The sequence below is a fragment of the Bradyrhizobium sp. genome (genome assembly GCF_049512235.1).
Classification (GTDB): domain Bacteria; phylum Pseudomonadota; class Alphaproteobacteria; order Rhizobiales; family Xanthobacteraceae; genus Bradyrhizobium.
This window is the reverse complement of record NZ_JBEKXH010000164.1, coordinates 1-12,924: the sequence shown is the minus strand read 5'-3', so window position 1 is coordinate 12,924 and position 12,924 is coordinate 1. Positions and strand designations below refer to the sequence as shown.

At 64.1% G+C, this 12,924-nt stretch carries 12 protein-coding genes, 1 pseudogene and 1 riboswitch; of the genes and pseudogenes, 8 read left to right on the top strand and 5 right to left on the bottom strand.

Features of this window, described 5'->3' with window-relative positions; translation table 11 throughout:
* On the bottom strand, window positions 1-170 hold a 170-nt coding region (locus ABSG20_RS16725), incomplete at its 3' end, for an MJ0042-type zinc finger domain-containing protein (RefSeq protein WP_423865622.1).
* Window positions 171-344: 174 nt separating this feature from the next.
* Between ABSG20_RS16725 and ftsE the strand changes: the two genes are divergently transcribed.
* From ftsE to ABSG20_RS16705, 4 genes are all read left to right on the top strand, one after another.
* Entirely contained in the window at window positions 345-1,004 is a 660-nt protein-coding gene (gene ftsE / locus ABSG20_RS16720) for a cell division ATP-binding protein FtsE (protein WP_423865620.1), read from the top strand.
* The gene (locus ABSG20_RS16715) at window positions 997-1,968 is read left to right on the top strand and encodes a cell division protein FtsX (protein ID WP_423865619.1); all 972 of its coding nucleotides are present in this window, start codon (window positions 997-999) and stop codon (window positions 1,966-1,968) included. Before ftsE ends, ABSG20_RS16715 begins: the two co-directional genes overlap by 8 nt.
* A gap of 90 nt (window positions 1,969-2,058) precedes the next feature.
* Window positions 2,059-2,778, top strand: coding sequence for a YdcF family protein (locus ABSG20_RS16710; protein ID WP_423865618.1), 720 nt, complete (start codon window positions 2,059-2,061; stop codon window positions 2,776-2,778).
* Window positions 2,779-2,789: 11 nt separating this feature from the next.
* Complete coding sequence (locus ABSG20_RS16705; protein ID WP_423865617.1) at window positions 2,790-3,557, top strand: lysophospholipid acyltransferase family protein; 768 nt, start codon at window positions 2,790-2,792, stop codon at window positions 3,555-3,557.
* Between the two features lie 33 nt (window positions 3,558-3,590).
* On the opposite strand, the gene ABSG20_RS16700 is transcribed toward ABSG20_RS16705, so the two are convergent.
* On the bottom strand, window positions 3,591-4,169 hold the full coding sequence (locus ABSG20_RS16700) for a gamma-glutamylcyclotransferase (protein WP_423865616.1): 579 nt from the start codon (window positions 4,167-4,169) through the stop codon (window positions 3,591-3,593).
* Between the two features lie 135 nt (window positions 4,170-4,304).
* Here ABSG20_RS16700 and ABSG20_RS16695 point away from each other — a divergent pair, with 135 nt between their 5' ends.
* The gene (locus tag ABSG20_RS16695) at window positions 4,305-5,501 is read left to right on the top strand and encodes a DUF2125 domain-containing protein (protein ID WP_423865615.1); all 1,197 of its coding nucleotides are present in this window, start codon (window positions 4,305-4,307) and stop codon (window positions 5,499-5,501) included.
* A gap of 288 nt (window positions 5,502-5,789) precedes the next feature.
* On the opposite strand, the pseudogene ABSG20_RS16690 reads toward ABSG20_RS16695, so the two are convergent.
* From ABSG20_RS16690 to ABSG20_RS16680, 3 genes and pseudogenes are all read right to left on the bottom strand, one after another.
* Window positions 5,790-6,713: pseudogene (locus tag ABSG20_RS16690) on the bottom strand (prephenate/arogenate dehydrogenase family protein); the annotation flags it as partial.
* Complete coding sequence (locus ABSG20_RS16685) at window positions 6,710-7,807, bottom strand: pyridoxal phosphate-dependent aminotransferase (protein ID WP_423865614.1); 1,098 nt, start codon at window positions 7,805-7,807, stop codon at window positions 6,710-6,712. The gene ABSG20_RS16685 and the pseudogene ABSG20_RS16690, both read right to left, overlap by 4 nt.
* 31 nt (window positions 7,808-7,838) lie before the next feature.
* A complete protein-coding gene (locus ABSG20_RS16680) occupies window positions 7,839-8,687 on the bottom strand; it encodes a chorismate mutase (protein ID WP_423865613.1) in 849 nt (282 codons plus the stop codon).
* 200 nt (window positions 8,688-8,887) lie between these two features.
* Window positions 8,888-8,967, top strand: a riboswitch (SAM riboswitch).
* Window positions 8,968-9,056: 89 nt separating this feature from the next.
* Here ABSG20_RS16680 and metX point away from each other — a divergent pair.
* From metX to mgtE, 3 genes are all read left to right on the top strand, one after another.
* The gene (gene metX, locus ABSG20_RS16675) at window positions 9,057-10,259 is read left to right on the top strand and encodes a homoserine O-acetyltransferase MetX (protein WP_423865612.1); all 1,203 of its coding nucleotides are present in this window, start codon (window positions 9,057-9,059) and stop codon (window positions 10,257-10,259) included.
* 1 nt (window position 10,260) lies between these two features.
* Entirely contained in the window at window positions 10,261-10,929 is a 669-nt protein-coding gene (gene metW / locus ABSG20_RS16670) for a methionine biosynthesis protein MetW (RefSeq protein ID WP_423865611.1), read from the top strand.
* A gap of 320 nt (window positions 10,930-11,249) precedes the next feature.
* Entirely contained in the window at window positions 11,250-12,560 is a 1,311-nt protein-coding gene (gene mgtE / locus ABSG20_RS16665; RefSeq protein ID WP_423865621.1) for a magnesium transporter, read from the top strand.
* Window positions 12,561-12,924 lie beyond the last annotated feature (364 nt).

The window sequence follows — 12,924 nt, the reverse complement described above, 5'->3', positions numbered from 1 at the left end:
TCGGCGGTTGCGGCCATCTCAAAGCTGGGTATTTCGACCGCGATCGCATCCCCCGGCCGCGCCAGCCAGACTTCCTTGCACCGGGAACAACGCACGCTACGGCCGGCCAAGCCCAAAGTAGCCAAATCGATGACGTAGGACGTTGTACAATGGGGACAGATGATGTGCATGGAGCCAATCGCCACAATGACGCTGCCAGGAGGCTACAAGGCGACCGTTAACGAATCGGAAACCATAACCGACGCACAAACAATTTGTTTATTTCAGAGCCGCAGCGAAACCAGCGAACCCCAGGCCTTCGGATTCAGGTTCCCGGTGCCGCCTTACGTCGAACGGAGCTGAGCTTGGTTCGGTTCGAAAATGTCGGATTGCGCTACGGGCTTGGCCCGGAGATTCTGCGCGACCTTAATTTTCTGGTCCCGGCCCACTCCTTCCAGTTCCTCACCGGCCCGTCCGGCGCCGGCAAGACCTCGCTGCTCAGGCTCCTGTTCCTGTCACTGCGGCCGACCCGCGGCCTGGTCACCTTGTTCGGCCATGACGTTTCGCTGCTCGGCAAGGAAGAAATCGCCAACCTGCGCAAGCGGATCGGCATCGTGTTGCAGGACTTTCGACTGCTCGATCACATGACGACCTACGAAAACGTGGCGCTGCCGTTCCGCGTCATGGGACGCGAGGAATCGAGCTATCGCAAGGAGGTCATCGATCTCTTGAAATGGGTCGGTCTGGGCGAGCGGATGGATGCTCTGCCGCCGATCCTGTCCGGCGGCGAGAAGCAGCGCGCGGCCATCGCGCGCGCCGTGATCTCGCGGCCGCAGCTGTTGCTGGCGGATGAACCGACCGGTAACGTCGATCCGACGCTCGGACGGCGATTGCTGCGGCTGTTCATCGAATTGAACAAATCCGGCACTGCTGTCATTATTGCGACCCACGACATCTCGCTGATGGACCAGTATGAGGCGCGGCGGATGGTATTGCATCAGGGAAGGCTGCATATCTATGAGTAGAACCGGCGACGCGCACGGCACCTTGGTGGATCTCGGCTATGATCGCCCGCAGGTGCCGGCGAAGGCGCGCAATCTGTCGCCGATCGTGCCGCGCGCCTCGATCGCGGGTCGGGCGCTGGTTGCCGTCGTCGCCATCATGACCTTCCTGGCTTCGATCACCACCGGAACCGTGTTGCTGGTGAACGCGTCGGCGGCGGAGTGGCAGTCGGAGGTGGCGAGCGAACTCACCATTCAGGTGCGCCCGGCTCCCGGGCGCGATATCGACCGCGACGCGGCGGCGGTTGCCGAGGCGATGCGCGCGCAGCCGGGCATCGTGGAGATCAGGCCTTTCACCAAAGACGAGTCCGCCAAATTGCTGGAACCATGGCTTGGCAGCGGACTGTCGCTCGACGATCTGCCGGTGCCGCGGGTCATTGTCGCGCGGGTTCAGCCTGGAACCGTGCCTGACCTGGCAGCGCTGCGCAGCCGCATGACGCAGGTGGCGCCGACGGCAAGCGTCGACGATCACCGCGCCTGGATCGAACGGATGCGGACGATGACCGGCGCGACCGTGCTGGCCGGCGTCGGCATCCTCGCTCTGATGATCATCGCGACCATCATTTCAGTGTCGTTTGCAACGCGCGGTGCGATGGCGGCAAATCGCCCGATCGTCGAAGTCCTCCACTTCGTCGGCGCCGGGGACCACTACATCGCCAATCGCTTCCTGCGGCATTTTCTGCGGCTCGGACTGCAGGGCGGGGTGATCGGCGGCGGCGCCGCGATGCTGGCTTTCGGGTTCTCCGAATCGATCGCCGGCTGGTTCTCGGGTACCCCGGTCGGAGATCAATTCGCGGGATTGCTGGGAACTTTTTCGCTGCGTCCGACCGGCTATCTGGCGCTGGCGGTGCAGGCCGTGCTGATCGCGGCGGTCACGGCCTGGGCATCGCGGCGGACGGTGTTTGCCACGCTGGACGACATCGACTGACGCCGCTGCAAGCAATCCCGGCTCAAAGCAGACTCCACTTGGTCTGAAAAGCTTCTAGACTTGGGTTGGAGAAGGAATCGCCAGCGTCGCATGAGCTTGCAGCCCGACGATAAAGCGCCAAATGCGTCGATGTCAGCGCCGCGGGGCTGGCTGCGCGCCGTTGTCGTCGCGGCGCTGGCCATTGTGTTCGTCAGTGCTGCGATCGGCTTCGTCGGGTTTCTGTCGCAGTTGCGCGGCGCCGAGATGAAACCTGCCAGCCCTGCCGACGGCATCGTGGTGCTGACGGGCGGTTCTTCGCGCGTCTCCGACGCGATCGAACTTTTAGCCGCCGGCTATGGCAAGCGACTGCTGATTTCCGGCGTGCATCCGACCAGCGCGGCAAGCGATATCTCGCGTTCGCTGCCCGACAACCAATCGCTGTTGAGCTGCTGCGTCGATCTCGACCACTCCGCCATCAACACCCGCAGCAATGCCGCGGAAACGCGGCGTTGGGCGCATGAGCGCGGTTTCAAGTCGCTGATCGTGGTGACGTCGAACTACCATATGCCGCGGGCCATCGTCGAACTGTCGCACGCCATGCCCGACATGACGCTTGTTCCGTTCGCGGTGGTCGGCGACAAATGGCGCGATGAACCATGGTGGACGAATGGCGCGACGTTGCGGCTGTTGCTGTCGGAGTATGTCAAATACGTCGCCGCGGAGGTGCGGGTGCGCCTAGCTGATGCGGGTCTCGAACTGGCGCCCGAACCTGACGAGCCGCCGACCGGATCGATCGCGCCGCCCCGGCCGGCGACGGCTCAAACCAACTGATCGGGTTTTCGATGGTTTTGATCTTCCTGCGTTCGTTGGTTTACAACGTGCTGTTTTACGCGCTGTTGGTGTTCTGGATCCTCGTTGCGCTTCCCAGCTTTCTGATGCCACCGCGGGCCTTTATGGTGTTCGCCAAGGGCTGGGCGCGCAGCAGCATCTGGCTGTTGCGCGTGATCTGCAACACCAAGGTCGAATATCGCGGGCTGCAGAAAATCCCGCGGGGGCCGCTGATCGTCGCGTCGAAGCATCAGTCGTTCTGGGAAACATTCGCTCTGTTGCAGTTCTTCGATGCGCCGCTGTTCATCTACAAGCGCGAACTGGGCTGGATTCCCTTCTTCGGCTGGTATCTGATGAAGTCGAAGATGATCGGCGTCGACCGCGGCGGCGGCAAGCGATCGCTGATGCAGATGTTGCGGCGTGCGCCAAAGGAAATCCGCAGCGGCCGGCAGCTGATTATATTCCCCGAAGGCACCCGCACCCCGGTCGGCGCGCCGCCGCACTATATGACCGGGGTGGGGCAGATCTATGCCAGCAGCGGGGTGCCCTGCATTCCGGTCGCGCTGAATTCCGGACTGTTCTGGCCGCGGCGGACATTCATGCGCTATCCCGGCACGCTGGTCGTGGAGTTCCTCGATCCGCTGCCGCCTGGTCTGCCGCGCAGGGAATTCATCGCGCGAATCAGGGCATCGATCGAGGACGCCACCGACCGGCTGGTTGACGCCGCGCGGCAGGAGCAGGCGCAGCTGTTCGATCGGGTACCGGGTTCGGTCAAAGCCTGAGGCGGCGCTTACACTCCCCCTCCGGAAGTGAAGTCACCGGTGCTGTGGCGTCTCGTTGTGCAGCATCAACGCCAGCTGATGCAATGGCCGGTCGCGAAAACCTTCCGCTTCGATGGCCTTCACGGTGGCAATGACATAGTCGCGGTTGGCGCCGGATTGCCCATGGCCCTGCTGCACATGACGCAGTTGCTCCGCCAGTGACAGCCGCCCGGCATATTGCACGTGACCGCGGTCGACCACGTAGACAAGCGCGCTGACGCGCTGTCGGGGCTCGTTCTCGAGCCATACCGAGCGCACCACCTCGCGGTAGACCGACGTGACCTGCTCGCGCGCGCGCAAATAGGCGACCGTAGCCGTGCGGTGCTGCTCGGCGACCCGAAAGGCGATACCGCGGCAGGCGCCGCCGCGGTCGAGGCCGAGCACCAGGCCGGGCTTTTCCGGCGTGCCGCGGTGCACAAAGGAGTAGACGCAGAGCGCGCGATGCTCGCCGATCAGCCGCGCCGGGACCTGCTCAGTGAACGTAAAGCCGGGCCGCCACATCAGCGAGCCATAACCAAACACCCACAGCTCGCCTTTGAATAATTCCGCTTCGGACTGGATCTTGGCAGGCATCGCGCGCACGGCTATCAGAAGAATCTTGGCAGGCGAAGCAGAATTACCCCGCCTCAGCCTCCATTAACTTGCATTAACTTGATTGTACCGCAGTGCATCTCTTAATTGACAAAATCCTTGGCCAAAGGTCGTCGCATGTCCGATATTGCTCTCGCGCCGCGCCGGCGCCCGCTTTGGCGGCTTTTCTTCATGCCAGTCCTGCTCCTGATCGCCGCGGCGGGATGGAGCGCGTTCTGGTTCTACGCGGCCTCGGAGGTCGACGGGTCCGTCGATGCCTGGCGCGCCCGCGAGGCGAAGTCCGGCCGGCTCTACGACTGCGCGCGGCGAACGGTCGCCGGCTTTCCGTTCCGGCTCGAAGTGCGCTGCGACGGTGCCAGCGTGTCGCTGGTGTCGCAGACCGCTGGATCGGCCGCGACGCAAACGCCGCTCACGGCAAAACTCGGCGAAATCCTGGTGGTGGCGCAGGTCTATGATCCGAAACGGCTGATCGCGGAGTTTACCGCGCCGGCAACGATCTCCGATCGAGGTCAGCTGCCCTCCATGACGGTGAATTGGAGCAAGGCCCGCAGCAGCGTGGTCGGATTGCCGGGCGTTCCGCAGCGCGTCTCGCTGGTGTTCGACAACCCCGAGATCGCAGCGGTCAATGGCCCGGCGCAGGCGCCGCAGGCGCGCGCCAAGCACATTGAACTGCATAGCCGCCAACTCGAAGGCACGCCGAACGATCGTCCCATGATCGAAACCGCGCTTAGCATAGCCGCCGGCAGCGTGCAGGGGGTGCATCCGCTGCTCGCGGAGCCGTTCGATGCCGATGTGCGGGCGATCCTGAGCGGGTTGAAGGATTTCTCGCCAAAGCCCTGGCCCGAACGGTTGCGCGAGTTGCAGGCCGCCGGCGGCCATGTCGAAATCGTGCAGTCCCGGATCCAGCAGGGCGATCTGATTGCGGTTGCCGCCGGCTCGCTGGGTCTCACTGTCAACGGCCGTCTCGACGGCGAAGTGCAGATGACAGTTGCCGGAATCGAGAAGGTCATACCGGCGCTTGGCATTGAAAAGATGCTCGAGCAGGGCGTGCCGCAGGCCACCCTCGATCGCGTCGCGCCCGGCGTCAAAACCCAGGATGTCAACAACCTGCTCGGCGCACTCGATCGCGCGATCCCCGGTCTCGGCAAGGTGGTCAAGCAGAATGCCACGGTCGGCGTCGCCGCCGGTCTCAACGCGCTCGGCAAGGAAGCCGTCCTTGAAGGCAAGAAGGCGCGGGCCTTTCCGTTGCGTTTCGTCGACGGCCAGGTTTTTCTCGGGCCGCTGAAGGTAGGGCAGATCCCGCCGCTGTTCTGAGGATCGCGTGTCCCGGAGCCGGTGCGGCGTTTTTCGCGCTGCTGTGCAGAGCCGGGACCCCAGGCCGGGCTCTATCAAGGACAGACGCCAAAACTATTGAATCGGATCTGCTTCTCCCCTCCCCCCGCGAAGCGGTGGGGAGGGGTCGGGGGTGGGGGGTCTATCCGCAGGAACCGCTGCTTCGGTGTACGCCGCGCCACCCCCCACCCCCGACCCCTCCCCGCCACGCGCGACGCGCGTGGGGGGAGGGGAGCTTACGACATCAACCTTGAGTTCCGGCTTGTTCCCCAGCTGCGCGGTGGGCCGGCCGAAGTCTGGCACCGCCGAATCCTGGCCGATCTCGACGATGCCGCGGCGGATCGCGCGGGTGCGGGTGAAGTGCTCGAACAGCGCCGCGCCGTCGCCGCGGCGGATCGCGCGGGTGAGCTTGGAGAGGTCCTCGTTGAAGGTGCCGAGCATTTCCAGCACCGCCTCCTTGTTGGCGAGAAATACGTCGCGCCACATGGTCGGGTCGGAGGCTGCGATACGCGTGAAGTCGCGAAATCCGCCAGCGGAGAACTTCAGCACCTCGGATTGCGTGACACCTTCAAGCTCATCCGCTGTGCCTACGATCGTATAAGCAATCAGATGCGGCAGATGGCTGGTGACCGCGAGCACCAGATCATGATGGTCCGCCGTCATGATCTCGACCTTGGCGCCAAGCGCCGCCCAGAACGCGCGCAGCCGCTCGACCGCGCTCGGCTCGGTACCCTCAGGCGGGGTCAGGATGCACCAGCGGTTGATGAACAGCTCCGCAAAACCTGAATCGGGACCGGAATATTCGGTGCCGGCGACCGGGTGCGCCGGCACGAAATGCGCGCTGGCAGGCAGATGAGGCGCCATCTCGCGCACCACGGCGCCCTTGACCGAGCCGACGTCGGAGACGATGGCGGCCGGCGCGAGATGACCGGCTATTTCCTGAGCCACCGCGCCGCAGGCGCCGACGGGGATGCAGAGGATAACCAGATCGGCGCCTTCGACCGCCTCGGCGTTGGTTTTCACCACGCGATCGACAATGCCGAGCTCCCTGACCCGCGCGCGGGTCTGCTCCGAGCGCGCCGTGGTGACGATTTCTGCCGCCAGCCCCTGCCGGCGCGCGGCTCGCGCGATCGAGCCGCCGATCAGCCCGAAGCCGATCAGCGCGATCCTCCTGAAGGGGGGCGCGGCGTTCACGGGCGCGCCACGAAGTCGCGCAAGCCCTCGACCACGAGCCGATTGGCCTCTTCGGTGCCGATGGTCATGCGCAAGGCGTGCGGCAGGCCGTAATTGTTCAGCCCGCGCAGCACCAGGCCGCGCCGGGTCAGGAACACATCGGCATCGGCCGCCGTCCTGCCCTGCTCAAGCGGGAAATGAATCAAGACAAAATTGGCCACGCTCGGCGTCACCTTGAGGCCGAGTCTTGTCAGTTCATCGGTCAGCCAGCTGCGCCATTTTTCGGTGTGGGCCTTCGACATCTGCTGATGCGCGGTATCTTCGATCGCCGCCACCGCCGCCAGCATGGCCGGCGTCGAGACGTTGAAGGGGCCACGGATGCGGTTGACCGCATCGACGATAGGGGCCGGTCCGAACATCCAGCCAATCCGCAAGCTGGCGAGCCCGTGAATTTTGGAAAAGGTGTGGGTCATCACCGTATTGTCTGACGTGGCCACCAGTTCGATGCCGAGTTCGTAGTCGTTGCGCGAGACATAGTCGGAATAGGCGGCATCGAGCACCAGCAGCACATGCGGCGGCAGCCCGGCGCGCAGCCGCTTGACCTCATCGAACGGCAGATAGGTGCCGGTCGGGTTGTTCGGGTTGGCGAGCCACACCAGCCTGGTTCGCGGCGAGACCCGTTGCAGGATGGCATCGACGTCGGCGGTGAAGTTGGTCTCGGGCGCAACGACGTTGACGGCGCCGTTCGCCATCGTCGCGATCGGATAAACCAGAAAGCCGTGGCTGGTGGAGACCGCCTCGTCGCCGCGGCTGAGATAGGTATGGGCCAGCAAATTGAGAATTTCGTCGGAGCCGGCGCCACAGATGATGCGGCCGGGATCGAGCCCGAAGGCGCGGCCGATGGCCTGGCGCAGCACGCGCGAGGTGCCCTCCGGATAGTCCTCCAGGTGCGACGCCGCCTGCTTGTAGACCTCGATCGCCCGGGGCGAAGGCCCGAACGGCGTCTCATTGGCCGACAGCTTGAACACCTTGCGGCCCGGCTCCGGCACCGGACTCTTGCCGGGCGTATAGGGCGCAATATCGAGAATGCCGGGATTCGGCACGGGGCGGGACATCCTGGAACTCCGGGTAAAATCAGGGGCGGCCTTAGGATCCGGCCGCCCCGCTCGGGGGCACCGTATAGCGCGTTGCGTGGCTGCCGACGAGGGCCGATGAACGCAGGGATGCGCCGGCCTCGATCAGCGCCGATTTGATCTTTTCGAGGCGGTTGGGCGCAATCGACACCAGCAGCGCTGCGCCGTCGAAGGCGGTATCCGGCACCGCGACGACTTCGGCCAGCGGTGACAGCGCGCGGGCGATTTCGGCGTTCCAGCCGGATACCCGCACGCTCCACATCTCGACCTCGGTCACCATGGCGCTGTCGGCGACGCGCGACACCACGAAGACCGGCAGCGCCGCCGGATGGTCGGCGCGCTCGACGAAGGGCAGCCTGGCGATGATCTTCGGCGCGCCCTGGGCTTCGAGCGCGATCCACCACGGGGTGCGGCTGGAAGTGGCGGAGACCAGCGCCAGATCGCCCTTCGACTTCGCCACCGCGTCGACCGCGGCCTGCGCGCTGAAATGCGAGACGTAGGGAACGGTGAAACCAAAATGAAACCGTGCCGAATCCCGCATCGCGGATTCGCCTGAGGAGATGTCGGCATGCACCGAAAACGGCGCCTGCACATAGGTGAAGGTCGCGATGATGACGCGCCAGATGCTCTCGACGGTGTCGAGCGGCAGGATGCCGCGATGGCGCTGGACCAGCCGGCGCATCATCTCGGCCTCGCGCGCCGGCCGGAACGCCGAGCCGACTTCCTGGGTCTGCTTCACCTGGATCAGCCGATCGATGATGTCGCCGCGCTGCATCAACAGCCCGTGCACCTGCGCATCGATGGCGTCGATCTCTTGGCGCAGCACCTGAAGCGAAGGCGGGGCGGGAGGCGATGAAGACATGGGTAGACCTGAGGACGGGTGGCGATTTTGATCCGTTGCGAAGCGTGACATCCTCATCCCATGGGAGCGGCTTGCCGCGTCGCGAAGGATGGAGGCCTGTTCTCTCTCATGCTTCGAGACGGCGCAAGGGCGCCTCCTCGCTATAACGGCGCTTTCGCCGTCGCTTGCCTTGACGGGACGCCGCCCTGAGACTAACATTTGAGCACTTCCGTGGTCATTTGAGCCGGCCGGCTTGCAGCCACGTTAAACAACTCGCTAAACAGGCCGGGGACAGAAGTGATCCCGGTCGAACTTACGTTCAGGCCGGGTTTTTTACGGCCTGATTTCCGCGGTGCTTTTGCAGACCTCCCCAAGGAGATCGGTAGCAAGATGGTAAATGTAAAGCCGATACCAGGCCCGGCGATCCATGCCGACGAGCGGTTGCACGAGGCGGACCATCCGACTTCGAAGTTGGCGCGCTTCGGCGCGGACCAGCCGCTCAGGCTCGATTGCGGCATCGATCTCAAGCCGTTCCAGATCGCCTACCAGACCTATGGCGAGCTAAATGCCGAACGTTCCAATGCGGTTTTAATCTGCCATGCTCTGACCCTCGACCAGCACGTCGCCAACGTGCATCCGCTGACCGGCAAGCCGGGCTGGTGGGAAACCATGGTCGGTCCGGGCCGGCCGCTCGATACCAACAGCTACTTCATCATTTGCGCCAATGTGATCGGCGGTTGCATGGGTTCGACCGGGCCGGCATCGACCAATCCGGCCACCGGCAAATTGTGGGGACTGGATTTTCCGATGATCACCATTCCGGACATGGTGCGCGCCCAGGCCATGCTGCTCGACCGCCTCGGCATCGATACGCTGTTCTGCGTGGTGGGCGGCTCGATGGGCGGAATGCAGGCGCTGCAATGGACTGCGGCCTATCCTGCCCGCGTGTTCTCGGCGCTGGCGGTCGCCTGCAGCACGCGGCATTCGGCACAGAACATCGCCTTTCACGAACTCGGCCGCCAGGCCGTGATGGCCGACCCGGACTGGCATGGCGGACGCTATTTCGAGCAGGGGACCCATCCGCATCGTGGCCTCGGCGTCGCGCGGATGGCCGCGCATATCACCTATCTCTCGGATGCGGCCCTGCACCGCAAGTTCGGCCGCAGGATGCAGGATCGCGACCTGCCGACATTCTCGTTCGATGCGGATTTCCAGGTCGAGAGCTATCTGCGCCATCAGGGCTCGTCCTTTGTCGAGCGCTTCGACGCCAACAGCTATCTCTATCTGACGCGGGCCATGGACTATTTCGACATCGCCGCGGATCATGACGGCGTGCTGGCGCGGGCCTTCCGCGGCGTCCAGACGCGGTTCTGCGTAGTGTCCTTCACCAGCGACTGGCTGTTTCCGACACCGGAGTCGCGGGCGCTGGTGCATGCGCTCAACGCCTCCAGCGCCCGGGTGTCATTCGCCGAGATCGAGACCGACCGCGGCCATGATGCATTTCTGCTCGATGTTCCCGAATTTTTCGATATCGCCCGCGCCTTCCTGCAATCGGCGGGCACCGCGCGCGGTCTGACCAAGGCGGGTCGCTGACATGTCCCTGCAGCAACAGGTCTTGCCGTTCGACGGCGCGGCGGCGCCGGACAGAGGGCAGTATCGCGGCGATCATCTGCTGGTGGCCGAGATGGTCGAGCGCGGCTCGAAAGTGCTCGACGTCGGCTGCGGCGATGGCGATCTGCTGCAGCTATTGGAGAGCCGCGGCATCGACGGCCGCGGCATCGAGCTGTCGCGCGAGGGCGTCAATCGCTGCGTCGCCAAGGGTCTCGCGGTAGTGCAGGGCGATGCCGACACCGACCTTGTCAATTATCCCGACGACGCCTTCGACTATGTGATCCTGTCGCAGACCTTGCAGGCAACGCGGCAGCCACGCGCGGTGCTGGAAAATCTGCTGCGGATCGGACGCCGCGCCATCGTGTCGTTCCCGAATTTCGGTTTCTGGAAGATGCGGCTGCAGCTCCTGGTCGGCGGCCATATGCCACGCACCGAGAATCTGCCGGCCACATGGTATGATACTCCGAACATTCATTTCTGCACCATCAAGGATTTCGTGCAGCTGTGCGAGGTGATCAATGTCAAGATGGAGCGCGCGGTCGCGCTCGACACTTACGGCCGCCCGCTGCGGCTCAACGCGCCCTGGTGGTTCTGGAACATGTTCGGCGAGCAGGGCGTGTTCCTGCTGAGCAGGGCGGGCAAGGGGCGGTAGGCGGGGCCGTCATACCCCGGCGCGCGAGCGCGCGCGCCGCGAGCTCGGTCTGACTCTGCCCTCCCCTCGCGGGCCCTCACGGGAGAGAGCCTGCCCCGGTCTTGAGCCGGGGTCGACCGGCGCAGCCGGTCGGATCACATGATATCGATCAACTGCGTCTTCGGTCCGGCTTCGATTTCTTTGATTTACAGTGCTGGGCCCGACGCCTATCAGCCATTCCGGCGAGCGAACTGAGGATGTGAATCATGACCGACCTCGACGTCCGGGATGCGGGGGCAAAGGCCGACAACATTGTCAATCCGGCGTTCGTCGCCGCCAGCATGATCGAAGAACGTGCGCCCGACATCGTCGAAGCCCTCAACGACATGCCTCTGGAACTTGCGGTCGCGGTTCTGCTTCATCTGGCGCCCGATCGCGCGATTGAGGTCCTCGACCAGCCCGGGCTGGAACACGAGTCCGAACTGGTCGAGCGTATGCCGCGGGAAGCCGCCGCGAAGCTTCTGGCAGGCATGTCCGCGGACCGCGTCGCCGACGTCTTCCGTCAGGTAAAAGAGTCTGACCGCACCGAGCTGCTCGATCTGTTGGAGCCCGATGCCAGCGCCAACATCCGCCGCCTGCTGGAATACCCGAAGGACACCGCCGGATCGATCATGACGACGGAATTTGCCAGCGTTCCCTCGACCTACACCGTCCGGCAGACTCTCGACTATATCCGCCACGTGGAAAGCACGAGGGAAACCGTTTATGCGATCTACGTGCTGGATCCCCTCAGCCAGTCGCTGGTCAAGACCGTTAGCCTGCGCCGGCTCGTTGCGGGGGACCTAGATGCACCCGTGGTCTCGGTCGCTCGCCCTGGCCGTCTGATCACCGCCGCGCCCCTCATGGACCGGGAAGACATCGCGCGCCTGATCTCGAAGTACGACCTGCTCGCCGTGCCGGTTGTCGAGCGCGGTCGCGTCATTGGGATTGTCACGGTCGACGACGTCATCGACGCCATCGTGCAGGAAAGTACTGAGGATGTTCAGAAGTTCGGCGGCATGGCAGCCATCGACGAGCCGTACCTGGAAGTCGGCTTCTGGCAGATGATGAAGAAACGCGGTGGCTGGTTGTGCGCGCTTTTCCTGTCCGAGATGTTGACGGCGTCGGCGATGCAGGGCTACGAAGGCGAACTCGAGAAGGCGGTCGTGCTGACGCTGTTCATCCCGCTGATTATGAGCTCGGGGGGCAATTCCGGATCGCAAGCCACATCCCTTCTCATACGCGCATTGGCCTTGCGTGAATTGCAGATCAGGGACTGGTGGCGCGTGGCGCTGAGGGAAATCCCAAATGGTCTTGCTCTCGGAACGATGCTGGGCCTGGTTGGCGTCGTACGCATTTCGCTCTGGCAGTATCTGGGCTTTTATGACTACGGCGAGCATTGGTTACTGATCGCCTCGACGGTCGGCGTCGCCCTGATCGGCATCGTCATGTTCGGCTCGTTGACCGGGTCCATGCTTCCGTTCATTCTGCAACGAATTGGGTTCGATCCGGCCAGCGCTTCGGCTCCTTTTGTGGCAACCCTGGTCGACGTCACCGGTCTCGTCATCTACTTCAGTGTGGCTTCGCTGATACTGCGTGGCACGCTGCTATAGATGAGGGCTCGCCTCCGAATTGCGTGCTTGACCCCTCGATCCTCAAGACGGAGCGCCCGTCACCTGCGCTCGTTCGAATGGTTACTCACTCGAACTGGGTCATCCGCGCCCGGTCGGGCCGACCGAGACCCCCACCCACTTGACGCCAGCGTCGAGGCGCCAGACCACACGACTTCGCCGCCCGCGACACCGTTGGTCATCTGCGTGCCGTCTGATTGGTGCAGTGGAAGGTGCGGATCTGCTTTCAGCCTGCAATGGCCTGCAGGTCGCGGCCTCCATCGTGCTTTCGCCGAGCAGCATTGATGGTATTGTGACGGTGAGCGAAGCCGGCCGCACTTCCAGGAGGAGTTGAAAGAGCCGGGTT